General features: G+C 67.9%; 22 protein-coding genes. 7 read left to right on the top strand and 15 right to left on the bottom strand.

The features are described from left to right. Positions 1–53 precede the first annotated feature (53 nt). Positions 54–290: a hypothetical protein gene (locus tag AC5P98_RS02700; RefSeq protein WP_046429698.1), complete on the bottom strand. Its 237-nt coding sequence runs from the start codon at positions 288–290 to the stop codon at positions 54–56. A 211-nt stretch (positions 291–501) separates the two neighbouring features. Here AC5P98_RS02700 and AC5P98_RS02695 point away from each other — a divergent pair, with 211 nt between their 5' ends. Beyond that, positions 502–1500 carry a polysaccharide lyase gene (locus tag AC5P98_RS02695; protein WP_495229843.1) on the top strand — a complete coding sequence of 333 codons (999 nt, stop codon included), beginning with the start codon at positions 502–504 and terminating at the stop codon, positions 1498–1500. Positions 1501–1509: 9 nt separating this feature from the next. Here AC5P98_RS02695 and agp read toward each other — a convergent pair whose 3' ends face one another. The 3 genes from agp to AC5P98_RS02680 form a co-directional block, all read right to left on the bottom strand. Further along, positions 1510–2733, bottom strand: a complete 1224-nt coding sequence (gene agp / locus AC5P98_RS02690; RefSeq protein WP_049406985.1) for a bifunctional glucose-1-phosphatase/inositol phosphatase — start codon at positions 2731–2733, stop codon at positions 1510–1512. Positions 2734–2853: 120 nt separating this feature from the next. Continuing rightward, entirely contained in the window at positions 2854–4686 is a 1833-nt protein-coding gene (gene smrA / locus AC5P98_RS02685; protein ID WP_032956816.1) for a multidrug efflux ABC transporter SmrA, read from the bottom strand. A gap of 156 nt (positions 4687–4842) precedes the next feature. Beyond that, positions 4843–6405 carry a serine hydrolase gene (locus tag AC5P98_RS02680; RefSeq protein WP_049406989.1) on the bottom strand — a complete coding sequence of 521 codons (1563 nt, stop codon included), beginning with the start codon at positions 6403–6405 and terminating at the stop codon, positions 4843–4845. Between the two features lie 110 nt (positions 6406–6515). On the opposite strand from AC5P98_RS02680, the gene AC5P98_RS02675 reads away from it, so the two are divergent. Both AC5P98_RS02675 and AC5P98_RS02670 read left to right on the top strand, forming a co-directional pair. Next, on the top strand, positions 6516–6959 hold the full coding sequence (locus AC5P98_RS02675) for a VOC family protein (protein ID WP_014646472.1): 444 nt from the start codon (positions 6516–6518) through the stop codon (positions 6957–6959). Then, the gene (locus tag AC5P98_RS02670; protein WP_049406993.1) at positions 6956–7831 is read left to right on the top strand and encodes a DUF72 domain-containing protein; all 876 of its coding nucleotides are present in this window, start codon (positions 6956–6958) and stop codon (positions 7829–7831) included. Before AC5P98_RS02675 ends, AC5P98_RS02670 begins: the two co-directional genes overlap by 4 nt. Here the strand turns inward: AC5P98_RS02670 and AC5P98_RS02665 are convergent. After that, positions 7752–8366: a Pr6Pr family membrane protein gene (locus AC5P98_RS02665; RefSeq protein ID WP_032956806.1), complete on the bottom strand. Its 615-nt coding sequence runs from the start codon at positions 8364–8366 to the stop codon at positions 7752–7754. The genes AC5P98_RS02670 and AC5P98_RS02665 overlap by 80 nt on opposite strands. 79 nt (positions 8367–8445) lie before the next feature. Between AC5P98_RS02665 and AC5P98_RS02660 the strand changes: the two genes are divergently transcribed. Continuing rightward, positions 8446–9393: a DMT family transporter gene (locus AC5P98_RS02660; protein ID WP_014646470.1), complete on the top strand. Its 948-nt coding sequence runs from the start codon at positions 8446–8448 to the stop codon at positions 9391–9393. A 30-nt stretch (positions 9394–9423) separates the two neighbouring features. Here the strand turns inward: AC5P98_RS02660 and AC5P98_RS02655 are convergent, their stop codons facing one another. The 6 genes from AC5P98_RS02655 to AC5P98_RS02630 form a co-directional block, all read right to left on the bottom strand. Then, complete coding sequence (locus AC5P98_RS02655; protein WP_049406996.1) at positions 9424–10584, bottom strand: AAA family ATPase; 1161 nt, start codon at positions 10582–10584, stop codon at positions 9424–9426. Between the two features lie 142 nt (positions 10585–10726). Continuing rightward, entirely contained in the window at positions 10727–11797 is a 1071-nt protein-coding gene (locus AC5P98_RS02650; protein ID WP_014646468.1) for a sensor domain-containing diguanylate cyclase, read from the bottom strand. 144 nt (positions 11798–11941) lie between these two features. Beyond that, positions 11942–12664 carry a pseudouridine synthase gene (locus AC5P98_RS02645; RefSeq protein WP_049441533.1) on the bottom strand — a complete coding sequence of 241 codons (723 nt, stop codon included), beginning with the start codon at positions 12662–12664 and terminating at the stop codon, positions 11942–11944. Positions 12665–12698: 34 nt separating this feature from the next. Continuing rightward, on the bottom strand, positions 12699–14363 hold the full coding sequence (locus AC5P98_RS02640; protein ID WP_032956800.1) for a sensor domain-containing diguanylate cyclase: 1665 nt from the start codon (positions 14361–14363) through the stop codon (positions 12699–12701). A 109-nt stretch (positions 14364–14472) separates the two neighbouring features. Further along, positions 14473–16896, bottom strand: coding sequence for a putative bifunctional diguanylate cyclase/phosphodiesterase (locus AC5P98_RS02635; RefSeq protein WP_049418832.1), 2424 nt, complete (start codon positions 16894–16896; stop codon positions 14473–14475). A 218-nt stretch (positions 16897–17114) separates the two neighbouring features. After that, complete coding sequence (locus AC5P98_RS02630; RefSeq protein ID WP_049407004.1) at positions 17115–19052, bottom strand: DEAD/DEAH box helicase; 1938 nt, start codon at positions 19050–19052, stop codon at positions 17115–17117. A 266-nt stretch (positions 19053–19318) separates the two neighbouring features. Between AC5P98_RS02630 and AC5P98_RS02625 the strand changes: the two genes are divergently transcribed. Beyond that, complete coding sequence (locus tag AC5P98_RS02625; RefSeq protein ID WP_014036469.1) at positions 19319–19540, top strand: RNA-binding S4 domain-containing protein; 222 nt, start codon at positions 19319–19321, stop codon at positions 19538–19540. A gap of 11 nt (positions 19541–19551) precedes the next feature. On the opposite strand, the gene ubiM is transcribed toward AC5P98_RS02625, so the two are convergent. The 4 genes from ubiM to AC5P98_RS02605 form a co-directional block, all read right to left on the bottom strand. Next, positions 19552–20730 (bottom strand): 5-demethoxyubiquinol-8 5-hydroxylase UbiM, encoded by a 1179-nt coding sequence (ubiM, locus tag AC5P98_RS02620; protein ID WP_049407006.1) that lies wholly within the window; start codon positions 20728–20730, stop codon positions 19552–19554. A gap of 79 nt (positions 20731–20809) precedes the next feature. Next, entirely contained in the window at positions 20810–21199 is a 390-nt protein-coding gene (locus AC5P98_RS02615; protein ID WP_046429692.1) for an MAPEG family protein, read from the bottom strand. Between the two features lie 11 nt (positions 21200–21210). Then, a complete protein-coding gene (locus tag AC5P98_RS02610) occupies positions 21211–21756 on the bottom strand; it encodes a DUF4019 domain-containing protein (protein WP_046429681.1) in 546 nt (181 codons plus the stop codon). A 58-nt stretch (positions 21757–21814) separates the two neighbouring features. Next, positions 21815–22978, bottom strand: coding sequence for a COG3904 family protein (locus tag AC5P98_RS02605; protein WP_032956786.1), 1164 nt, complete (start codon positions 22976–22978; stop codon positions 21815–21817). A 476-nt stretch (positions 22979–23454) separates the two neighbouring features. Here AC5P98_RS02605 and AC5P98_RS02600 point away from each other — a divergent pair, with 476 nt between their 5' ends. Together AC5P98_RS02600 and AC5P98_RS02595 are read left to right on the top strand one after the other, a co-directional pair. After that, on the top strand, positions 23455–24933 hold the full coding sequence (locus AC5P98_RS02600; protein ID WP_014646458.1) for a DNA-3-methyladenine glycosylase 2 family protein: 1479 nt from the start codon (positions 23455–23457) through the stop codon (positions 24931–24933). Then, positions 24930–25421, top strand: a complete 492-nt coding sequence (locus AC5P98_RS02595; RefSeq protein ID WP_049408853.1) for a methylated-DNA--[protein]-cysteine S-methyltransferase — start codon at positions 24930–24932, stop codon at positions 25419–25421. Before AC5P98_RS02600 ends, AC5P98_RS02595 begins: the two co-directional genes overlap by 4 nt. Positions 25422–25453: the final 32 nt, after the last annotated feature.

The raw sequence follows: 25453 nt of genomic DNA, 5'->3' as shown, positions 1-25453 counted from the left end.
CACCTCACGGCCCGGGCTTCCCGGGCCGTTCTCGTTTGAAGCGCCCGACGGCCTCACATCCGGTGTATGTACAGCTTCCCGGCATTGCTGCGGATATCAAGAAAGTACTTCACCTTGCAGCCCCGGCATGCCGCCGGATGCACTTCATCAAACCCACGTTGGTTCTCCAGCGCGACGGCCAGTATGGGATGCCCGCAGTCGAAACAGCAGAATGCAATGTTGTTGCCATGGGGATCGGCGTCGATCTGGTCGCCATAGTGATCCATTACCAGAAAGTCCGTGATTTTCATGGTCGATCTCCAGAGTAGGTGAATCACCCGCAGACTACATCGCAACCCCGCAGCCCAGAAGGGCACGCGTCGCCTACAGGGCAACGCATCCTTCCCGCCACGTTGGAGCCGCTCCGGTCCTGAACCGTTGCACATCGGGCGTGCGTGACCTCACACCTGGCGAACAACTCCGGGCGCATCTTTCGCCAGGTTCCCCCTTCCGCCGGCGTCCATGTCTCTCCCCCTCTTGCGTCTTGCGCTGCTGCCCGCGCTGTTGGCCAGCACTCCTGCCTACGCTGCCTGCCCGCCGCCACCGGCGGGACAGCCCGACATCCGTGCCCTGGGCTACTACACCGACAAGGCCGGTTCGGTGATCGACCCGGTACTGCACCAGCAGAACAAGGACGCAACCGCGCCGCTGGACCGCTATGCCGCCGACGTGGCACGCATGAGCGATGACTACCTGCGCACCGGTGACCGGGCGGCGGCGCAATGCACACTGGCCTGGCTGGGTGCGTGGGCCGACGACGGCGCCATGCTCGGGCAGATGATCCGGGTCAACAACAACCAGTCGTTCTACATGCGGCAGTGGATGCTCGATGCGGTAGCGATGGCCTACCTGAAGGTGCACGACCAGGCAGATGCCCGGCAGCGCGCGCGCATCGATCCGTGGTTGCAGAGGCTGGCCCGGGCCAACCTGGCGTACTGGAACAATCCGAAACGGCGCCGCAACAACCACTACTACTGGGGCGGTCTGGGCGTGCTGGCCACCGGACTGGCCACCGACGACGATGCCCTGTGGCAAGCCGGCCACGCCGCCTTCCAGAAGGGCGTCGATGACATCCAGGACGATTGCAGCCTGCCGCTGGAGATGGCGCGCGGGCAACGCGCCCTGCACTACCACGACTACGCATTGGCGCCGCTGGTGATGATGGCCGAGCTGGCACGGCTGCGCGGCCAGGACTGGTACGCCAGCAGGGATCGCGCCATTGACCGCCTTGCCCGCCGCGTCATCGAAGGCAGCAAGGACCCTGCATGGTTCAACGAACACACCGGCGTTGCACAGCTGCCCCTGCAGGCCAGCGGCTGGGTCGAGTTCTACCGCTTGCGCTCACCCGATGGCGGCCTGTTCGATGCCGCGCATGCACGCGGACCGTTCCGTTCCCCACGGCTGGGCGGCGACCTTACGTTGATGGCTGCGCAGGGCATCGTGCGCACGCCGCCGCGATAGCCCCCTGTTTCAGCGACGGGCCCGCTGTAGCAGCTGCTGGAACTGCGCACGGCTGCAGCCCTGCCGGTCACAGCCCGGCAAGGGCAGTGCGACGCGTCCCGGCGGCTGCGCCTCGGTCAGCGGCACGGCATCGCGCAGCTGCGCGGTGGTCGGATAGACGTAGGCCAGGCGGAACCGCTCGCCACCGCCCTGGCGGTCACGCCAACGCTCGAACTGCAGCAGGCCACCGATCGGCGTCTTCTCGAACTGGCCTGGCAGGCTGTAGTCACCGATTCCTATCGCCGCCAGCACCGAACCGATATTGGAATCATGGCCGACCAGCAGGATCACCTTCGGCGACGCCGGATCACCGAACGACGCATCCACGCGCGCCAGCAGCGGAGCGGCCACGTCACGCGCCACCGCGGGTGTTCCGAACAGGATGTCCTGGTAGCGGTTGCGGATCTGCGCCAACGCCATCCATTGGCCTTCCGTGTTCAAGCGGCCCCAACCTTCGCGCGGAACGCCACTTCCCTGGTAATGCTCCATCAGCAGGGCATCGACCAGACCGCTGGCCAGTGCCAGTGAACCCGAAGCGCGTGGCTCCTTGCCCGGCTCCGCATTGAAGGTCGTGTCGCCCAGCACCAGATGACAGTCGCTGCGCCCCGTACAGGCCGCCGACTGCGGGTAACGGGTAATTTCCTCCACCACGGACAGTGCGGGTGCCAGATCCGATGCTGTCAGCGCCTGCTGCATTGCCGCCAGCGCGCGCTCGCGGAAGGCCGCGTCATCGTTGTGGATCACCGGGTCGAACAGCGGATCCATCGTCCCCAGCGCCATGCGCTGTTCGACCGCAACATGGCAGCCCGGAAACGCACCGGCAATGAAGAACTGCGCGGTGGCCTGGGTACGCTGCAGGCTGTTGGCATGGGCGTGGAAGTCAGCCGGCTGCGGGCAACCCGACGCCGGCAACAATTGCGCCTGGCGCAGCCACTGGCCGATGTAGCGCCCTATGTAGACTTCCAGCACGCCGCCCTTGGTGGTCAGCTCGCCGGGGCCTACGTCCCAGCGTGGCCAGCGCTCCGGCGTGGCATGGGCAAGGGCGCCCGACGCCACCACCGGCGCGCGCAGGTTGTGGCGGCTGAGCAGGACGACCTGCTCGAGCTGGTCGCCTTGCACCGGTGTCGTCGCCGCAGTTGCGGCCGTGGTGGCCAGAATGAGTGCCAGCAACAAGGAGCGTACGGGTCGGATCATGCAGGTCTCCGGAAACACGTTGGGGTCAGAGCCCTTTCCTGCGGAAAGGGATCCGACCCCAAGGCATACCTGGCCAGGGTCGGATCCTGCTCGCAGAGAAGGCTCCGACCCCGAAAGCAATCATTGATCGGCGGCCACAAAACCACCGGTCTGCCGCGCCCACAAGCGCGCGTACAGGCCACCGGCGGCGATCAGTTCGGCGTGGCTGCCGGTCTCGACGATGCGGCCCTGGTCCATCACCACCAGCCGGTCCATGCGTGCGATGGTCGACAGCCGGTGCGCGATCGCGATCACCGTCTTGCCGCCCATCAGCTCATCCAGGCTGTCCTGGATCGCCGCTTCCACTTCCGAGTCCAGCGCCGAGGTCGCTTCGTCCAGCACCAGGATCGGGGCATCCTTCAGCAGCACGCGGGCAATGGCGATGCGCTGGCGCTGGCCACCTGACAGCTTCACGCCACGCTCGCCGACATGTGCGTCGTAACCACGACGCCCCTGCCCATCCACCAGCGTGTCGATGAAGGCTTCGGCACGCGCCTTGGCCACCGCAGCGCGCAACTGCTCATCGGTCGCGTCCGGACGGCCGTACAGCAGGTTGTCGCGGATCGAGCGATGCAGCAGCGAGGTGTCCTGGGTGACCACGCCGATCTGCTGGCGCAGGCTTTCCTGAGTGACGTAGGCAATGTCCTGGTCGTCGATCAGGATGCGGCCGCTTTCCAGGTCGTACAGGCGCAGCAGCACGTTGACCAGGGTCGACTTGCCGGCACCGGAAGGACCCACCAGGCCGATCTTCTCGCCCGGCTTCACCACCAGGTCCAGGCCTGCGATCACGCCACCCTTCTTGCCATAGTGGAAGTGGATGTCCTGGAAGTGCACGCCACCGCGGGTCACCTGCAACGGCACCGCGTCCTCGCGGTCCTGCACGGTCAGCGGCTGGGCGATGGTGGTGATGCCGTCCTGCACCGTACCGATGTCCTCGAAGATGCCATTGATGGTCCACATGATCCAGCCGGACATGTTGTGGATGCGGATCACCAGGCCGGTCGCCAGCGTGATCGCACCGACGGTGATGTGGCCGCCATTCCACAACCACAGCGCGAGCCCGCAGGTACCGGCAATCAGGAAACCGTTGACGATGGCGATGGTAAGGTCCATGCCGGTGGTCACCCGGGTCTGCGCGCGGTGCTTGACCGCCAGTTCCTGGATCGATTCGGCCACATAGGCCTGCTCGCGCCCGCCATGGGCGAACAGCTTCAACGTGGGAATGTTGGTGTAGCCATCGACGATGCGGCCCATCGCCTTGGAACGCGCTTCGGACGCAATCCAGGCGCGTTCCTTCGCGCGCGGCACGAAGTAGACCATGATCACCGCATAGGCCAGCAGCCACAGGATCAGCGGCACCATCAGCCGCCAGTCCGCCTGCGCGAACAGGTACAGCGCGGTGCCGGTGTAGACCACGATGTACCAGAGCGAGTCGACCATCTGCACCGCCGACTCGCGCAGCGAGGTACCGGTCTGCATCACCCGGTTGGCGACGCTGCCGGCGAAGTCATTCTGGAAGAAGCTCAGGCTCTGCCGCACCACGTAGTTGTGCATCAGCCAGCGCGAGCGGTTGCTCAGGCCGGGCACGATCGCCTGGTTGACCAGCAGGTTGTGAAGGCCGACCAGGATCGGCCGCGCGATGACCGTGATGAACAGCATCCAGCCCAGTTCATTGGCATGGCGCTTGAAGAAATCGGCCCCCGGTTGCTCGGCGACCATGTCGACGATGCGGCCCAGGTAATCGAACATCGCCACTTCCACCAGCGCCAGCAGCAGGCCGGCGATCAGGGTCGCCAGCAGCACCGGCCACACCGGGCGCAGGTAGTGCAGGTAGAACGGCAGCACCTTGCGCGGTGGCATGCGCCCATCCACGGGCGGGAACACCGGGATCAGGGATTCAAACCAACGGAACATCGCACTCCCTCGCCTCTTGCAAGCGGCGAAGTATCCCACGCCGGATGTGTACGCCAGCCGATGATCGCCGCCGCTCCGGTAGTGCCGGCCGCTGGCCGGCAACCTCGCGGCATTTCGGAAGATCATGAGGTTGCCGGCCAGCGGCCGGCACTACCTTCATTCGTTGACCGGGGTGAACAGCAGGTCCTGGAAATCGAAGCTGAAATCGGTCAGGTCGGAGATCGACTGCATGCGCACCTCGCGCACCTTGCCGTCCGGGTCCAGGCTGAAGTTCACGAACGCATCAGCGTTGAGCGAGCGGTCATCCCAGCGCACGATGAAGGTGTCGTGCTGCCAGTGCTCCAGGCGGCCGCTCAGCTGCGCGGTCTTCATGAAGCACAGGCGCAGGCCCTTGCCCGCGGCACTGACCTGCATGTCGCCATACCAGCGGTCGCGGAAGGTGCCGGTGTAGCCGGCCAGCGGCAGCGACGGCCTGCTGCCCTTGTCGCGCGCGCTCTGATGCTTGGCCCAGGCCTCGTCGGCCTTGTCCTGGCCCTTGGCCACGGCCTTGGCATAGGCGTCCACCCAGTCGTGCTTGTCGCCGCCCAGATAGGCATCAAGCACACTCAGGGTGATCGCGTTGAACGCCGCGCCCACTTCCTGGTTGGTCAGCACCACCACGCCCAGCTTCTCGCCCGGCACCAGGGTCAATCGCGAGACCATGCCCGGCCAGCCACCGGTGTGCCAGACCAGTTTCCGGCCGCGATAGTCACTCAGGCTCCAGCCTTCGCCATAGCCGGCAAAGTTGGCCCGTGCCGGTGCCAGCTCCGGCACGCTCGGCGCCGGGATCGACTGCGGGGTGATCATCCGCCACATCTGCTGCTGGCTCTTTTCGCTGAACAGCGCAGTGCCGTCGGCCAGCTTGCCTTCGGCCAGCTGCACCTGCATCCAGCGCGCCATGTCGTGCGCACTGGAATAAATGCCACCGGCGCCGGCATTGTTCGACCAGGTCAGCGGTGCGACGGTGCGCAGGTCCTTGAAATCGTACTTGGCGTGGCCGACCGCCGCCGTGTCACCCGGCTTCAGGTGGTCGGCGTTGTAGCGCGTGCCGGCCATGCCCACCTTGTCGAAGATGCGGGTCTGCAGGAACTGCTGGTAGCTCACGCCCGAGACGTGCTCGATCACCTGCTGGGCGACCGCGTACAGGATGTTGTCGTAGGCATAGCTTTCGCGGAAGCCGCCCTTCAGCGGCACCTTGCCCAGCCGCTGCACCACTTCGGCGTTGCTGTAGGACGTGGTTGGCCAGAACAGCAGGTCACCGGCGCCCAGGCTCAGGCCGCTGCGATGCGACAGCAGGTCGCGGATCGTCATCTGCCCGGTCACGAACGGGTCGGACATGCGGAACGACGGCAGGTGGTCGATCACCTTGTCGTCCATCTTCAACTTGCCCTCTTCCGCCAGCAGGTTCAGCGAGGTGGCCGTGAACGCCTTGGTGTTGGACGCAATGGCAAACAGCGTATCGGCCTGCACCGGTTCCGGCTTGCCCTGCTCGCGCACGCCCCAGCCGCGCTCCAGCACCACCTCGCCATCCTTGACCACCGCTACGGCAATGCCGGGCACGTCGAACTGCGCGCGCACGCGCTCGACGGTCGCATCCAGGTCCTGCAGCGGCGGCGGGGTCGCCGCGCTCGCCATGGTCGTGCACGCCAGCAGCACGGCTCCTCCGATCCAGGGTTTCATCCAGCACGATCTCCGAACAGGGGTGGCGGCCATGTGCAGGCCGTCACCGGGGTTTCGCGGGATGGTAACGTCCGGCGGCGCATCCTGCCCTGTGCCATAGGAGGGGTGTCATGGGCGAGAACGGCCAACCCAGCAGCGGCTCCACGATCATTCCGTGCCTGCGCTATCGCGACGCGCAGGCCGCCATCGACTGGCTGCAGCGCGCCTTCGGCTTCCATGCCCAGGCCGTCTACGCCGATGGCGATACGGTCTTCCATGCGCAGCTCACCTTCGGCAGCGGCATGATCATGCTGGGCTCGGCCAGCAACCAGAGTGCGTGGAGCAAACACGCTGCCCTGCCTGACGAGGTCGGCGGACGCCAGACCCAGAGCGCCTGCGTGATCGTCACCGATGCCGATGCGCACTACGCGCGGGCCAAGGCCGCCGGTGCCCGCATCGTCATCGACATCGCCGACCAGGACTATGGCGGGCGCGGCTACGCCTGCGCCGACCCGGAAGGCTACCTGTGGTGGTTCGGCAGCTACGACCCGTGGCGCACGGACCACGGCCAGTGACCACGGCCGGCCGGCAGGCAGAGATCCGCTGCGGCATCGGCGGCTGGGTGTTTCCCGAATGGCGCGGCGGTGTGTTCTATCCAGCAGGCCTGCCGCAGCGGGAAGAACTGGCCCACGCCAGCCGCGCCCTGCGCTGCATCGAGATCAACGGCACGTTCTACCGCACGCCAACTGCGGCCCAGTGCGCGCAATGGGCTGCGCAGACACCCGACGGTTTCCGCTTCTCGATGAAGGCGCCGCGCTACCTGGTGCAGCGACGCGACCTGTCCAGCACCGTGGAAGCGGCCACACCGTTCCTGCAGGCGGCACTGGCGCTCGGTGACCGGCTCGGCCCATTGCTGTGGCAGTTCGATCCGCGCCACCCGGCCGACGCCGATGCACTGGAGGCGCTGATGGCACAGCTGCCTAAGCAGCTGGACGGGGTGCCGCTGCAGCATGCGCTGGAGGTCCGCAACGCCGAGGCACATGGCCCGGCACTGGTCGACGCCGCCCGCCGCCATGGCGTGGCGCTGGTGATCGAGGACAGCGACGAGGCGCCCCTGCACGGTGATGTCAGTGCCGGCTTCGTCTACGCGCGGATCAAGCGCAGCCAGGCCCGCTTGAACGAAGGCCTGCCGGCGCCGCTGCGGCAGCGCTGGGCCGAACGTGCCCTGCGCTGGTCCGGCGGCGAACCCGTGGATGACCTGCCCTGCCTGGCCGGGCCCGCCGCGGAAGCCCCGCGCGAGGTCTACCTGCTGTGCATCGGCGCAGGCAAAGCGCGCAACCCGGCGGCAGCGATGGCCCTGCAGCGCCTCATCGACAGCGCCAGCGGTCCAGCCCCCACAGCAGGGTCCACCCCACCACGAACACGCTCGCAACGCGCAGCACGTTGAGCAGGAACGCCGCCAGCCCCAGGCGTTGCAGTTCGAGGAACGGATACGGCGCCTGTCCTGTCACTTCGGCCACCAGCATCGCCCAGCCCAGGTACACCAGCGGTACCAGCAGCACCCCGCCCAGTGCGCGCCAGCGCAGCGCGCCATGCGGCAGCAGCCACCACCACCCCAGCAGGTACAGCGCCGGCACAGCGTAGTGCAGGCCGGCATCGACCCACCATTGCAGCCCGGTGGGTTGCCACAGCCCCTGCAACGCCAGCACGTAGATGCACGCGGTCACCCCGATGCACAACGCGATCGCCGCGGCGACAGTCGCGTTCAGCACACCCGCACGGATCAGCCGGACGCATCCCAGGCACACCGCCAGGTTGCTGAGAATCGTGAAGTAACCAACGAAGCGCAGCGTCGCCATGCCGACCCCGGCAGCCGCCCCGGGGCCATGCAGCAGCAACAGGTATTGCAGCAGCAACGAGGTGGCCGCCATCAGTGCAGTCAGCGCTGCCCATGCACGCTGGGCGGAACGGTTGGCAGCCATTGCGGGGTTCCCCTGGGGAGTTTCCGCGAGCATGCCACAGGCATCGCCGGCGGCCGTGCGATTGCCGCACAATAGGCGGATGAGCACACCCGACACCCGCAAAGCGTTGTGGCAGATTCACTTCTGTGTCCTGCTGTGGGGCGTCACCGCCATCCTCGGCAAGCTGATCACCCTGCCCGCACTGCCGCTGGTGTGGTGGCGCATGCTGCTGGTGACGGCGATGCTGGCGCTGCTGCCGCGGGTCTGGCGTGGACTGCGTACGCTGCCAGTGCGGCTGGTGGCCGGTTATGCCGGCATCGGCGCCCTGGTCGCCCTGCACTGGCTGACGTTCTACGGTGCGGTAAAGCTGGCCAATGCGTCGGTGGCCGCCACCTGCATCGCGCTGGCGCCGGTGTTCACCTCGATCATCGAACCGTGGGTGGCCAAGCGGCCATTCCAGCTGCGTGAACTGGCGTTCGGCCTGGCGGTGCTGCCGGGTGTCGCGCTGGTGGTCGGTGGCGTGCCCGACGGCATGCGCCTGGGTGTGCTGATCGGCGCGATCTCGGCGCTGCTGGTGGCAGTGTTCGGCTCGCTCAACAAGCGCATGGTCAGCCACGCAGATCCGCTCACGGTCACCGCGCTGGAGCTGGGTGCGGGCACCCTCACCCTGACCCTGCTGGCGCCGCTGATGCCCTACCTGCTGCCTGCGCTGGCCAGCCCGTTGTGGGTGGTGCCGGACCTGCACGACGGCATCCTGCTGCTGGTGCTGGCCGGGTTCTGCACGCTGCTGCCGTTTGCCCTGGCCCTGGTCGCACTGCGCCACCTGAGCGCCTACACGGTGCAGCTGGTGACCAACCTGGAGCCGGTCTATGCGGTGGTGCTGGCGGTGGTGCTGCTGCGCGAGCAGCACGAAGTCACCCCGTGGTTCTACCTCGGCGTGGCGATCATCGTAGGCGCCGTGTTCCTGCATCCGCTGCTGAACCGCCGCAAGCCGGTGCAGCATCCGGAGATTCTTGGCACGGCCGAGGCGCGCAACATCGCCGATTGAGTGCATCCACGCATGGCGTGGATGGCCGCATCAACGCTGCGGCCAATGCCAGGCCGGCGCATCCAGCAGGCCCTGCCCGCTCAACAGCGTGCGGCCCTGTTCCTTGTACAGATGCAGCGAATGGCACCCCGGCGCCTGTTCCAGCGCCGCGATCAGCCGGCTGGCATGTGACACCACCCATACCTGGCTGCGCGCACTGGCTGCGATGATCAGCCGCGCCAGCGCCGGCAGCAGGTCCGGATGCAGGCTGGTCTCCGGCTCGTTGAGCACCAGCAGCGGCGGTGGACGCGGCGTGTGCAGCGCAGCGGCCAGCAGCAGGAAGCGCAGCGTGCCGTCGGACAGTTCGGCCATCGACAAGGGCCGCAGCAGCCCAGGCTGGTGGAAACGCAGCGCCAAGCGTCCATCCAGCTCCTCGAAACCGACCGTGGCGCCCGGGAACGCGTCATCGACGCTGCGTGCCAACGCCACCGGGTCACCGATCTCGAGGATGGTCACCCAGGCCGCCGCCAGATCCCGGCCGTCGTGATGCAGCACCGGCGTGCGCGTGGCCATCGCCGGTTGCCGCGCCGGGGCATCGGCATCACTGCGGAAATGATCGTAGAAGCGCCAACGCCGGATGTACTCGCGCAGGGCGATGGTTTCCGGCAGGCGCTGCGGATCGCCGACCTGGGTGAACAGGCTGTCGAATAGCGACAACCGGTCATCCACGAGATCCCAGCCGCGCGCATGGCGCTGCCGCACCATCGCCCCGCGACGATCGACCAGCAGGTTGGCGCTGCGCAGGAACGGGCCGGCCCAGATCGCCTCGGCCTTGATCTGCGGGTCCAGTGCGAAGACCGATCGACTGGGCGGCGGGTAGCCCAGATCGATGGCGTAGCCGAATTCGTCAGTGGCGAAGCCCAGCTTCAATCCCACCGATTCCTGGCGTGGGCCGCCCTGCAGGGGGATTTCGCCGGCAGCAACCCGACGGTCCATCTTTTCCGGACCCGCCCACAGCGCCGAGCCCAGCCCGCCTTCGCGGGCCAGCACCGCCGCGACGCCGCCCTGCGCGGTCTCTGCCAGCAGGCGCAGGGCACGGTACAGGCTGGACTTGCCACTGCCGTTGTCACCGGTCACCACATTCAACTGCTGCAACGGCAGTACGAGCCCGTGCAGCGAACGATAGTGGGCGATGGCCAGGGTCTGCAGCATGGTCGGCGTCCGGGGAACCAGGGGATCATGCTGCCCGGTTCTGATCGCAGGAGCTGCGACGCGATGTGAATCGGTGACAGCATCCACGCGTCGCGTTGATCTACTGGAGCGGCATCCGTTTACCGCGCGGGTGGCAGATGCTTCAGCCGGCCACTTCCACCCGGTTGCGGCCATTGCCCTTGGCCCGGTACAGCGCCTTGTCGGCACGTGCCAGCGTGTCATCCACGCTTTCACCGGGCTGGTGCTGGGCCACTCCAATACTGATCGTGACCGGGAATCCCAGCGGCAGATCAGCCACGGCCAGGCGCAGGAACTCGCACTGCAGTTCGGCGGTGCGCAGGTCGGTAGCCGGCATCACCGCCACGAATTCCTCGCCGCCATAGCGCGCGGCCATGCCGCGACCGGCGAAATGCGAACGCAGCAGCACGCCCAGTTCGGCCAGCACGCGGTCACCGGTGGCGTGGCCCTGGAAATCATTGATGTGCTTGAAATGGTCGATGTCCAGCAGCGCGACGCAGGCCACCCCGGGCTGGTCTCCGTTCACCGCCACCGCCTCTTCCAGCGCTGCCGCCATCGCACGGCGGTTCGGCAGGCCGGTCAACGCGTCGGTGCGGCTCTGCTCGGCCAGGTCGGCATTCTGCGCGAGCAGCACGTCCTGGTACTCAGACAGCAGTCGCTCGTAGTCATCGCGCTCCAGCATGTGTTTCTGGATGTCGAGCGCGAAGCGGCGCAGTTCCATCACCAGCATCACCTGCCGCGACAGCGCCGCCAGCGCTTCAGCCTTGTCGCTGGCCAGGTGCTGTGGCTGCGCATCGAATACGCACAGCGTGCCCAGCGGCAGGCCATCGGAGCTGATCAGAGGCGCGCCCGCATAGAAGCGGATGTGCGGATCGCCTACCACCACCGGATTGTCGTGGAAGCGGATGTCCTGCAGCGCGTCCTCGACCACCATGACCTGCTGCGGTTGCAGGATCGCGTGGCCGCACATCGATTCGCTGCGCAGGTTTTCTGCCGCATCGATGCCCTGGATCGACTTGAACCATTGCCGCTCGACGTCGATCAGGGTCACCGCCGCCATCGAGGTGCCGCAGACCGCCTTGGCGATCACCACCAGGTCGTCGAAGGATTTTTCACGCTCCGAATCGAGGATACGGTAGCGGTACAGCGCCTCAAGCCGAAGGGCTTCATTGGCAGGCTTGTCGGGCTTGATCATGCAGCGTCACGTTCCGGCAGGTCACCGCGAAGTCTAGCTGATGCCGGTGCGTAATCCGCACAACGGGTAGTGCCGGCCGCTGGCCGGCATCCCACGCTCATTGGATGCCTGGTGCAGCCGGCCAGCGGCCGGCACTACCGCGCGTTACCAGTCCAGCTGCCTCGGCAGCAGGCCCTGCAGCTCCTGATCGGTCAGGTTGCGCCACTGGCCCGGCTTCAGCGCACCGATCTTGATGTTGTCGATGCGCACGCGACGCAACTGGGTCACCCGATAGCCGAACTCGGCCGCCATCAGGCGGATCTGTCGGTTCAGGCCCTGCTGCAGGGTGATGCGGAAACCGAACTTGGCGATGCGCGAGGTCTTGCACGGCAGCGTCATCTGGTCGTGGATGCGAACGCCACGGGCCATGCCACGCAGGAACTCGTCGGTGACCGGCTTGTTCACCGCCACCAGGTACTCCTTCTGGTGGCCATTCTCGGCGCGCAGGATCTGGTTGACGATGTCGCCGTTGCTGGTCATCAGGATCAGGCCTTCGGACTCCTTGTCCAGGCGGCCGATCGGGAAGATGCGCTGTTCATGGCCGACGAAGTCGACGATGTTGCCCTTGACCGAGGTCTCGGTCGTGCAGGTGACGCCGACCGGCTTGTTCAGCGCGATGTAGACATGGCGGCGGGCACCGGGCTTGCGGGCCACGCGCGCGCGCAGCGGCTGGCCGTCGACCAGCACCTGGTCTTCCTCGCCCACCACCGCGCCGGTGCCGGCCGGATGGCCGTTGACGGTGACCCGGCGGGCGGCGATCAGGCGATCGGCCTCGCGGCGGGAGCAGAAGCCGGTGTCGGCGATATGTTTGTTGAGTCGGGTGGTCATCGCCCTATTATCCGGCATCCCCGCCCGCTGCGCTTCATGCCGGGGGCGGCGGATCGAGTTCTTCGCCGTCGAATACCCGGTTGCGGCCGGCACGCTTGGCCACGTACATGGCGTGGTCGGCCCGGCGCAGCAGCGCGGCGAGATCGTCCTCGCCCGGCCGCCACTGCGCCAGGCCGATGCTGGCGGTGACCTCCAGACCGGGCACCTGCAGCGCCCGGGCCGCCTCGGTGAGGTGCTGGCGCAGGCGATCCAGACGCGCCGATGCCGCCTCGCGCGGCATGCCCGGCATCAGCAGCAGGAACTCTTCGCCGCCCATCCGCACCACCTGGTCCTGGCTGCGGACCGCGGCACGCAATGCACGTGCCACCGCCACCAGTACCTGGTCACCCACGGCGTGGCCATGGCGGTCATTGATGTCCTTGAACAGGTCGATATCGAGGAAACCGATCACCAGCGGGCCGCGCTCGCGATCGACCCGTTCCAGGTGCCGTGCCAGCTGCTGCAGCCCGGCACGGCGGTTGGGCAGCCCGGTCAGGCCATCGGTCTCGGCCAGCTGGCGAAGTTCATCGCGCTGCTGGCGCAGGCGGCCCAGCCGCTGGTTCAGCGCATAGGCAGCCATCATCAGCAGCCAGGTCACCGACAGTTGCAGTGCCTCCACGCGGTACTCCAGCAACCACGCAGCGCGGCAGGCGTCGGCCAGGATCAACACCAGCATCGGTGCCAGCGCCGCCAACCCCGCCTGCGCCCAGCGGTCGCCGCGCAGCCATGCCCACACCCCGGCCATCAATGCCAGGCCGCAGCCCAGCAGGTAGGACACCTGCAGGACCTGCGCCACCCAGGCCAGGCTGTCCCGCTGCAGCCAGGGCACCCACGCGGCCAGCGCCAGCAATCCCCACAGCGCCAGCAGCTGCATCGGGCGCGATCGCGGCAGCAGGCGGTCGCCGCCGTTCAGTCGCCACAACGCGGGCAGCACCAGCGCCTGGGATGCAGCGGTCAACGACAGCAGCCACCACGCGCTGCGCTCACCCACCGGCAGCCATGGCTCGGGGTAGCCGCTCAGCCCTCCGAGAATGGCCTGCCACAGCACCAGCACGGTGGTACCGGCGATGTAGACCAGGAAACTGCGGTCGCGGGTGGTAAGGAAGGCCATCAGGGCCGACAACGCCAGTGCGATTGCCACGGCAATGCAGGCCGCGCGCACCAGCAGGCGGGCAGTATCGTTCTGCTGCACGGGACTGGGCGCGCCCAGCCGCAGGGTCGGTACCCAGCGCGCCTTCAGCGGCGTCTGCCATGACACCAGGAACGGTTCATGGCTGCCCGCCGGCGGCACCGCGACCAGGCCGATGCCTGCGCGGAACCGGGAATCACGGGTACGGGCATCGTGCATGTTGCCGCAGATTTCGCGATCCCCATGCTGCACGCGGACTTCGCCCGCGAACACATTGAACACGTCCAGTGCCTGCGGCTGGCCCGACCAGCCGCCCGCTGGCGCGGACACCTGCACTTGTTGCCGTGGCCCCGCCAGCATCTCCGGCGTGCATGCGCGATGCGGGGTGGGTTCATCGGTCGCCGCACCGACCAGCAGGTAGTCACGCCCGGCTTCGGCTACGGCCGCCGACAGCGGCCACGGCATTGCCAACCACACCAGCAGCACGACCAGCACCGCTCCCGTTCCGTACTGCCCCTGCCTGCCGCCCACGCCACGTCCTGTTCCTGCTTACGCCCGCGCCCACTGCGCGTCGCCCCTGCCGGGCATTATCGCAGCCGCGGCTGCAGCCCACGTGTAGACCAAAGTCGCCGACGGGCGTTCAGCCAGCGGCGGGCGGACCTTTCACCGCCACCAGGCGCACCGGCCGCAGGTCGGCCAGGGTCATCCGCTCCAGCGGTTGCGGCCGCTCGACCGCATAACCCTGCAGGCCCTGCACCCCAAGCCGGGTCAGCGCGGCGGCGACGTCGGCAGTCTCCACCCATTCGGCCACCACCTCCATCTGCAGCTCGCGCCCCAGTTCACTGATCGCGCGCACGGTGGCATGGCTGACCGGATCGGTATCCATGTCGCGCACGAAGGCCCCGTCGATTTTCAGGATGTCGGCCGGCAGCTGGCGCAGGTAGCCGAACGAGGACAGCCCGGAACCGAAATCGTCCAACGCCATCCGGCAGCCACGCGCCTTCACTGCATCGATGAAGGCACGCGCCTGGCTGAGGTTGCTGATCGCAGCGGTCTCGGTGATCTCGAAGCACAGCTTGGAGGCCAGCGCGCGGTTGCGCTCCAGCAGGTCGCAGACGAAGGCGAGGAAGCCGGGCTCGGCGATCGACTGCGCCGAAACGTTGACATTGCACAGGCCCAGCTGCCGCACGTGTGCCGGGCACACCTGCAGGTGCCGGAACAGCAGGCCAAGCACGTGCCGGTCCAGCGCCACGGCCATGCCATAGCGCTCCACCGCCGGCATGAACTGGCCCGGCAGGTGCAGGCTGCCATCGCTGCCACGCATGCGCACCAGTACCTCGTAGTGCAGGTAGGAGGGATCGCCGACGCGGGCGATGCGCTGCGCATACAACACCATGCGGTTTTCGGCCATGGCCAGGCTGACGCCCTGCAGCCGCTCGGCTTCCTGGCGCCGTTCCTCCAGCGCCATGCGGTTCTCGTTGAAGCAGTGCACGCGGTTGCGGCCGGCCTGCTTGGCCGCATAGCACGCGCTGTCGGCGGCGCTCATCAGCCAGTTCACATCCGGCGCATCGGCGCTGACCTCGACCACGCCGATGCTGCAGCTCAACTGCGGGCTGCCTTCGCTGACCGGGAACGTCGCCTGCCCCAGGTTGCGGATTACCCGCTGCAGCACGCGCTTGGCCTCGTCCTGCCCGGCATGGGCCAGGAACACGGCGAACTCGTCCGCGCCCAGCCGGCCCACCCAGTCGCCATCGCGCACCGCCGCCACCAGGTAGTCGGCGAAGCTGCGCAGCATCTGGTCGCCGGCGGCGTGACCGAAGCTGTCGTTGACCAGCTTGAAATGGTCCAGGTTGATGTAGCACAGCGCGTGCGTGCCACCTTCGCTGCGCACCTGCAGCAGCGCGCGTTCCAGCAGCCGTTCGATCTCGCGGCGATTGATCAGGCCGGTCAGCGGGTCGTGGCTGGCGTGGTGCTCGATCTCGCGCGCCAGTGCATGGTTCTGGCTGACGTCTTCGATGATGGCGAACACCGACAGGCCACCGCCGGTGCTGCGCACGCCGGTGCCGCTCCAGCGGCCCCAGACAAGGCTGCCATCGCGACGGCGGAAGCGCAGTTCGCTCGGGCGCAGCTGGCGGTCCCAATCGATGCGGCCCACCCCATCGATGACCAGCTCGCCGTCCATCAGCAGGTCGCCCAGCGACAGCTGCAGCAGCATGTCACGACGATGGTCGAGGATATCGGCCATCGCCTGGTTGGCCTCGATCACCTTGCCTTCGGCATCGAGCTTGAGCATGCCGACGTTGGCCTGGTAGAACGCCGCGCGGAAACGGCTCTCGTGTTCGGTCAGGTCCTTGCCGACGCGGCGCGCCAGGGCGACCGCCATCAGGCTGATCGCCAGCACCGACAGGCCCGCCACCATCAACGTGGCCAGCCTCACCAGCGTCGCCATCCGCAGCAGCGCCTGCGAGAACGCCTGGCTCTGCACCTTCATCCGCTGGTCCAGGTCACGCAGCTGCTGCAGGTAGTGGTCGCGTGCGGCAACGGGCACCAGGTTGCCGTCGTGCCGCAGCTGCAGTTCATCGATCAGTCGCTGCAGCGCCATCAGGTCGCCATCGGTCTGCCGCCACAACGCGCTCGCTTCGCGGAATGCACCGATGTCGCGCGCGTAGCGGAACGAGAACACCAGGCGAGGGATGTCGGCACGCGCATTGCCGCCCTGCAGGAAGCCCTGCCTGGCCTTCTCCTCGTCCGGTTCGGCCTGTTCCAGCGCCAGTCGCGCCTGCAGATCGCCCAACGGCACCTGCAGGGCCTGGCGTGCGTCGTCCAGGTCCTCGGCATCGCCACGCGCCAGGTAGCGACTGAGTGCGGCGGTGGCATCCTGCTGGCCACGCGACCAGTAGCCCTGGCCGGCGATCCAGGCAGTAGAGGCCGCCTGCAGTTCCTGGATCAGGGCGGACAGTGCGACCAGTCCGATCGCCATGCCGGTCAACAACGCAAATCGCAGTCCCAGCCCCCGGGTCATCGGCACCCGCCGGCTGTGTTGGTCCGTGCCACTCCTACCCATCCCGGATCCCCCTGAATGTGCTGCGGTGACAACCTCCTTAGGAACCGGCCCAGCCTAGGACCGGCAATGTGTGGGCCATGCGAAAAAGGGGACGGAGGGGATTAAGTCGTTCTTGGCACAGGCGCATGGCCAGCCAGATACGACTTAATCCCCTCCGTCCCCTTTTTCTGTCCGCCAGCCCGGGGGCTGGCGGTGGTGTGGACGGCTGCGGGTGCGGCTTAGAAGCTGCGCGGGCCGCGCGGCTTGAAGCCGTCACGACGCGGCGGGCGACTGTCGCGGTCACCGCCGCGGTCGCCACCATGGCCGCCTGGGCCGCCACGACGCGGGCCACCCGGACCGGCCGGGCCACGCTTGTCGAAGCGCGGCTTGAACGGGCGCGGGGCCGGGTTGGTGTCTTCACCCGGAGCCAGCGCACGCATCTGCAGCTGCTGGCCGGACACCCAGACCTTCTGCAGGTGCGACAGCACGTCCGGCGGCATCTGTGCCGGCAGGTCCAGCAGCGAGAAGTCGTCGTGGATGTCGATGCGGCCGATGAAGCGGCTTTCCAGGCCGGCTTCGTTGGCAATGGCGCCGACGATGTTGGCCGGCTTCACGCCATGCTGGTGACCGACCGAAATACGGTAGGTCTCCATGCCCTGCTCCGGTGCACCACGCGGCGGAACCTCACGGCGCGGACGCTGTTCAAAACCACCTTCGGCGTCGTCACGGCGCGGGCCGCGCTCGAAGCGCGGACCCCGTTCGTTGCGGTCGAAGCGATCACCACGTTCCGGGCGGTCACCACGGTCGAAGCGCTCGCGCGGTGCGCGCTCTTCGCGCGGGGCACGCACCGGCGGCTGCAGCAGGAACGGGGTATCGCCCTGCAGCAGCTTGGCCAGCGCGGCAGCGATCTCGATGGCCGGCACGTTCTGCTCGTTCTCGAAGCGCTCCAGCAGCTGGCGGTAGAAGTCCAGGCCACCGGCGCCGAGGGTTTCGCTGATGCGCGAGGTGAACTTGTTGATGCGGGTGTCGTTGACCGCTTCCACGCTCGGCAGCTGCATCTCTTCGATCGGCTGGCGGGTGGCGCGCTCGATCTGGCGCAGCATGCCCTTCTCGCGCGGGGTGGCGAACAGGATCGCCTCGCCGCTGCGGCCGGCACGACCGGTACGGCCGATGCGGTGCACGTAGCTTTCGGTATCGTACGGGATGTCGTAGTTCAGCACGTGGCTGATGCGCTCCACGTCCAGGCCGCGCGCGGCCACGTCGGTGGCGACCAGGATGTCCAGCTTGCCTTCCTTCAGCATGGCGATGGTCCGCTCACGCTGGGCCTGCTGCATGTCACCGTTGATGGCGGCAGCGGCCAGGCCACGCGCCTGCAGCTTGCTGGCCAGTTCTTCGGTGCCGGCCTTGGTCCGCGCGAAGATGATCATCGCGTCGAACGGCTCGACTTCCAGGATGCGGGTCAGCGCGTCCAGCTTGTGCATGCCGCTCACCCACCAGTAACGCTGGCGGATGTTGGCCGACGTAGTGGTCTTGGCCGCGATGGTCACTTCCACCGGGTCCTGCAGGTAGGTCTGCGCGATGCGGCGGATCTGCGGCGGCATGGTGGCCGAGAACAGGGCCACCTGGCGCTGCTCCGGCAGCTTCTTCAGCACCGCTTCGACGTCGTCGATGAAGCCCATGCGCAGCATTTCATCGGCTTCGTCCAGCACCAGCGTCTTCAGCTCGGACAGGTCCAGGGTGCTGCGGTCCAGGTGATCGATTACGCGGCCGGGGGTACCGACCACGATATGCACGCCGCGGCGCAGGGCCGACAGCTGCTGGCCGTAGGGCTGGCCGCCGTACACCGGCAGCACGCGGAAGCCGGGGATCTTCGACGAATAGGACTGGAACGCCTCGGCAACCTGGATGGCCAGTTCGCGGGTCGGCGCCAGGATCAGGGCCTGGGGCTTGATCTGCTGCAGGTCGATGTTGGACAGTACCGGCAGTGCAAAGGCAGCGGTCTTGCCGGTACCGGTCTGGGCCTGGCCCAGCACGTCGCGGCCTTCCAGCATCGCCGGGATGGTGGCGGCCTGGATCGGCGACGGGGTTTCGTAGCCGATGGCGGTGACGGCCTGCATCACGGGCTCGGACAGGCCGAGCTGCGCAAACTGCAGCGGCGCTTGGGAATCTTGGGACATGGGGAACTCCGAAGGCACTGCCGTCTTCCTGGCAGTGCGATAAAAAAGGTGATGGTCCGCGCTTTGGGCGCCCTTCTTATCGCGTGCCCTGGCGCTGCTCGGTCGGAGGAGATTTCACTCGCTCAGAGCGGAATGATACCGCATTGATGCTGAACGAGGCATACAGCTTTCCTCACACGTGCCGTCGAGCCCGTGCTGGCGCACAATACGCGCCCTCTTCCCGGCCCGGCCGCTGGCCTGCGCCCTCTTCCCAGGAACCCCGCTCCATGCAGATTCTCGAATTCGACCTCGACGGTGACTACGTCGAACTCAAGCAGCTGCTCAAGCTGGCCGACCTGGTCACCAGTGGCGGCGAGGCCAAGATGGTCATCAGCGAGGGCCAGGTACGGGTGGACGGCGAAGTGGAACTGCGCAAGGCCTGCAAGATCCGCGCAGGCCAGGTGGTCGAATTCGCCGACAGCCAGATCCGGGTGCTGGCTGCAGGCTGATCTGAAGCTGTTCAGGCCACGCGCTGGGTCAGGTGCGAGGCAATCAGCTGCCTGAACGGTGCCACGCCCTGCGCCAGGCGCAGGCCGGCCGCACGCAGCAGGCGCGCCGGGCGACGGTCGTCGGTGTACAGGCTGGCGATCGCATTGGTGGCCTCGTACAGCGGCCGCGACGCCAGCCGATGACCACGCTGGTAACTGGCCAGCATGCCGGCGGCGGCAATGTCGGCACCACGGCGCTGCTGCGCGACGATGCCCTGCGCCAACCGCTGTGCGCTGGCCAGGCCCAGGTTGAAGCCATGCGCGGTGACCGGATGCATGCCCACCGCGGCATCACCGATCAGCGCAGAACGCTCGCCGACGAAGCGATCCGCGTACACACCCACCAGCGGATACGCCTGCGGCGTGGCCACCGGCTGCATCCGGCCCAGGCGGTGTTCGAAGCAGGCACTGATGGCCTCACCGAAGGCCACCTCGTCCATCGCCAGCAGCGCCTCGATCTGCCGCGGCGGCAGCGTGATCACCGCCGATGCCTGGCCCTCGTTGAGCGGCAGCAGCGCCATCGTGCGGCCGTAGCCGAACCACTCCCAGGCGGTGTGGTGATGGTCGCGCTCGACCTGCATGCGGCACACCAGCATCGACTTGCCGAAGTCGCGCATCTGCGCACCGATGCCGAGCATGCGGCGGGTGGCGGAGAAGCGGCTGTCAGCGGCCACCAGCAGCCGCGCATGCAGTTGGCTGCCGTCATCGAGTTTGACCACGTGGCCCTGCGCATCGGCCTGCACGCCCAGCACCTTGCGCCCGTCGAACAGCTCCAGGCCGTCCTGGCCCTGCACGGCATCCCACGCGGCGCGACGGATCAGATGGTTGGGTACCAGCCAGCCCAGCGGCTGGCCGTCGACCTGGCTGCTGGCGAAGGTCAGCGCGAACGGCGAGCCGCCGTTCATCACCCTGGCATCGCGCAGATCAGCAATTTCAGCGTGCGGCAGGCGCTGCCACAGCCCCAGCTGCTCCATGCTCTGCCGCGAGGCATGGGTCAACGCGATCTCACGGCCATCAAAGGCGGCCTCGGCCAGCGCCTGGCGCGGCTGCACTTCGACCAGCCCGACCTGCAGCCCGCTGCCGGCCAGCGCGCGCGCGAAGCACAGACCTGCCGGTCCGGCGCCGACCACCACCACGTCCATCCTGCGCATGCGCGCCTCCTGCCGTTGATCCAATCCGCGCCAGCATAGCGCCGCGCGCCTGAGCGGCCTTGATCTGGATCAGGCCGACTTACAGAAGTGCGAACACCAGCGCCAGGATCGACAGCAGCGACACCAGCCACACCAGGCTGCGCACGTAGGGCACGCCTGCGGCGTACAGGGGCAGATAGACCACACGCGCCCAGAAGTAGGCCTGCGCCGCCAGTGCAGTGGTGTCGTTGCCGCGACCGGCCACGACCACTGCGATGGCGGCGGCGGCGAAGAACGGGAACGTCTCCAGGAAATTGGCCTGCGCGCGCTGCAGGCGGCCGGCCAGCGGGCTGAGCGGCTTCGCATCGCCATCGCGTGCCGAAGCATTCCACTTCATCCCGCGCTCGCGGGTGACCACCGTGGAGGTGGCGAAGATGTACACGAAGCCCAGCAGTACCGACCAGGCCAGCATCGTCAGTTCAGTTGCCATCATTCACCTCCTCAGGGTGCCGACGCGCGCAGGCTGTAACCGGCCAGGCGCCACACCTGGTCCTCGTCGAAACGGAACGAGACCAGCTCGCGCACCGGCTGTGCGCTGTTGGCGAAACGGGTCGGGAAGCTGACGTTGATGTACAGCCCTTCCGGCACTGCTGCACCGGCGCTGTACTTGACCCGGGTGATGGTCGGCTGGCCACGCCCGGCCAGCGCACCCAGGCGCGTGCGCTCGGCGGCCAACTGGCTGACGAAAGCGGCCTTCGGCACCGCACGACGCGCGACGGCCGAAGCGCCATCCCACAATTCGCCGGCGCGGTTGGCGTCGACCAGCTGCGCTGCCTTCACTGCGGCGGCGCCCATTTCCGCGTCCTGTTTCTGCACCTGCGCCTGTTGAGCAGCGGTCAACGCAGGGGAACCGGCGGTAGCGGGCTTCGCAGCTGCCGGCGAGGCTGGTGCCGGGCGTGCCGGGGCCGGTGCAGGCGTGGCCGGCGCAGGGGCCTGCGCCAACACGGTCAGGGGCAGCAGGGACAGCAGCAGGAGCACGCGCTTCATGGACACCGCCGGTTTTCTGGAGAGAACCGCAGTCTACGCCAGCGCGGTGACTACGCCGTCAGCGTGCCGGAGCGTTGCCCTCCACCGCTGCCGCATCAGCTTGCGCGGCGGGCGCGGCGGTGTTCGCTGGCGGCTGCTCGGCCACCGGCGGCGGCTCCGACGGTGCCGGTGGCAGCGTCGCCACATCGATCTCCGACAGCGGGCTTTCGTCCGGGCATACCGCATCCGGGAAACCGAAGCGCTGCTTCAGGGCCTGGCCGCAGCTGTTGATCGATTCCATGTCGGCGCCGTCGCGCTTGCACTGCTGGTCGAAGGCGATCAGGAACGCGTCCTTGCGCTGCACGAAGTCATCGCCGCAGGCGCGCATCTGCTTGATCCGTTCCAGATCGTCCTGCACCGCGTTGGTGCCATCCAGGCCGTACTGGCGCAGCTCATCCGGCGTCAGCAGGCGAAGGCTGCGATTGGGCACGGTCATCATCAGATCGGCCACGCCCACCGCCACGCCATTGCGCTGCAGGTAATCCTTCACGTTGTCGTAGACCTCGTGCAGCTCGCGGTTGAGCTCGGCGCGCGAGGTGGCCTTGGAGCTGATCCGCATCATGCGGTGGATGCCGACCTTGCCCGACAGCAGGCGGTTGTCACCGGCAGCCAGCACGAACACGCAGGCGCTGTGGCAGATGGAGCCTTCGCGCACCCAGATGGTCCAGCCCGATTCACCGATGCTGTCACCGGCCACGATCGCCGACTCCACCTGGCCACCACTGGAGTCCAGGTCGAGGATGCGCTTGTGGATCTTCAGTTCGTCAGCGACCACCGCCAACCGCCACATCATTTCGGCGAAGCCCGGATTGATCTTGCCGGCGTAACGCACGCGCATCAGCCCACGCTCGGCACACGGCGCCAGGGCCTGGGTGATCTGCTCGCGCTGCAGCCCTTCCAGTTCGACACCGTCGCCGGCATCGCCCGCATATTCCGTGCTGCAACTGACCCACGCACGCCCATTTTCCAGCTGCGCCTGCGGCCACGGCCGACCCGCCTGGCTGCGCGGCGGCGCTGGTGCCGGTGGCGCGTCGGCGGCATTGATCGAAACCATGTTCTCGCCATCACTGGCCGGCGCCCGCGCTGCCTTGTCGGCAGCGGTCACGTTGCCCGGATTCTCCAGCTGACTGCAGCCCGCCAGGGCCAGGCACAACAGGGGCAACCAGCGGAATTTGGCGGACATCGGGCAACCGGGATTCATGGGACCAAGAGCCACAGTCTACCCGCCCAGGCCGCGCATTCAGCGCGTGGCACTGAACCCCTTCTGACCCTTGGGAAAGCGTGTCGACCAAGGTCGACACCTACCAACAGCCTCAGGAACCTGTCGAAGGCGTGGTGGGTCCGGTGGCAGGGGTGCGAGCGGCATGGATGCCGCGACCAAGTCCCCAGGGGTGAGGGCGCTTTGCTTGCGAAGCACTGCTTCGCAAGCGCCCGAACGCACAGCCGCCAGCGGCTGGGCCGGTCTGGGGGTTCACGGCGTCCCCTGCCACTGGACCCACCACGCCATCCCACAGGAATCCCGCTTCTGCTGTTGCTGTTGCTGTTGCCGGCCAGCGGCCGGCACTACCGCGGGTCCGGGCGCAGCCCGGCGTGACCCCCTTCAGCATCCATGTCCGAATGTGGCGAGTATCCCCGCCCGCACCCGCCTAGACTGCCGCCATGGACACCGCCCTCGCCCTCGACACCGCCGCCTGCGACCGCGCCCGCCTGGCCCGCGACGCACGTTTCGACGGCGTGTTCTTCACCGCCGTGCGCAGCACCGGCATCTATTGCCGCCCGGTCTGCCCCGCACCGCCCCCGAAGCCGCGCAACATCACCTACTACCCGACCGCCGCTGCCGCCGCCGCCGCCGGCTATCGCCCGTGCCTGCGCTGCCGCCCGGAGCTGGCACCACAGGCCCAGCAGGCACTGGCCGGGCAGACCGTACAGCGCGCCCTGGCCCTGATCCACGGCGGCTTCCTGCAGGAGCAGCCGGTGGCCGATCTTGCTACGAAGCTCGGCCTCAGCGCGCGCCAGCTGCAGCGCCTGTTCGTCGAACGCCTGGGTGCGACGCCCGGGCAGATCCACGCCACCCATCGCCTGCTGCTGGCCAAGCAACTGCTGACCGAGACCACGCTGGCGGTGACCGACGTCGCACTGGCCGCCGGATACAACAGCCTGCGCCGCTTCAATACCGCATTCCTGCAGGGCTGCGGCATGGCCCCCACCGCACTGCGCCGCCAGCATCAACCGCTGGCCGCCGACGATGGCGGCCTGGTGTTGCGCCTGGGCTACCGTCCGCCGCTGGACTTCCCGCGCATGCTGGCGTTCCTGCGCAAGCGCAGCCTGCCCGGCATCGAGCTGATTGGCGAGGACAGCTATCAGCGCGTGCTGGGCACGCCGGAGCGCCCCACCCTGCTGCGCGTCACTGCCGACCCGAAGCGCCCAGAGCTGCGCCTGCAGCTGGGTGCGGTGGATCCGCGCCTGATCCCGGACATCGTGCGCCGCGTGCGTCGCGTGTTTGATCTGGATGCCGACCTGCAGCAGGTGCACGCCGCATTGGGTGAGGAACCCTTGCTGGCGCGCGGCATCGCCGAGCGCCCGGGGCTGCGCGTGCCCGGCGGCTGGGATGGCTTCGAAGTGGGCGTGCGCGCCGTGCTCGGCCAGCAGGTTACTGTTGCCGCCGCCACCACCTTCGCGCGGCGGCTGGTCGATGCCTATGGCGCGCACCTGCCGGGCATGTCGTCCGACTTTGATCGCCAGTTCCCGGCACCCGAGGTATTGGCCGAGGCGCCTCTGGAATCAATCGGCCTGCCGCGCAGCCGCGCCGCGACCGTGCGTGCACTGGCCACCGCCTGCGCCAGCGGCCAGCTCGACTTCGGGCCCGGCCAGGCGCTGGAAGAGTTTGTTGCCCGCTGCGTGGCACTGCCCGGCATCGGCCCATGGACCGCGCAGTACATCGCTTTGCGTGGCCTCGGCCAGCCCGATGCCTTCCCGGCCGGCGATCTTGTACTGCAGCAGGTCCTCGGCCACGCGCAGGGCCAGCGCCTGAGCGAACGCGCAACCGAAGCGCGCTCGCAACCGTGGCGTCCCTGGCGCGCCTACGCCGTGCTGCACCTGTGGCACCTGTCCGGCACCTTCGTTGGAGAACCGACATGACACTGTTGTTCGATCGTTTCGACAGCCCGATCGGCGTGTTGACCATCGCCGGCGACAAGCGTGGCCTGTCACACGTGCTGTTCCCGGAGAACCGCCACCCCGCGCGCGGGCGTGATGACTGGCATTACGCACCGGATGCCTTGCCGGAAGCACGCGAGCAGCTGCTGCAGTTCCTGCACGGCGAGCGCAACAGCTTCGACCTTGTGCTGGCGCCGCGTGGTACGCCGTTCCAGCTGCGCGTGTGGCAGGCGCTGGCGCTGATTCCGTTCGGCCAGACCTGGAGCTACCTGCAACTGGCGCAACACCTGGGACAGCCCAGCGCGACCCGCGCGGTGGGCGCGGCCAACGGGCGCAACCCGTTGCCGATCATCCTGCCCTGCCACCGCGTGATCGGCAGCAACGGTGCACTGACCGGTTTCGGCGGTGGCCTGGAAACCAAGGCCGCGCTGCTGCGGCTGGAACAACGCCAGCCCCCGCTGTTCGCCTGAACATCGGGGTCAGATCCCTTTTCCCGTGGAAA

The organism is Stenotrophomonas sp. YJH_SMC_135 (genome assembly GCF_059372355.1).
Note: the sequence above shows the minus strand (reverse complement) of the source record. Positions and strands in the feature narration are given on the sequence as shown.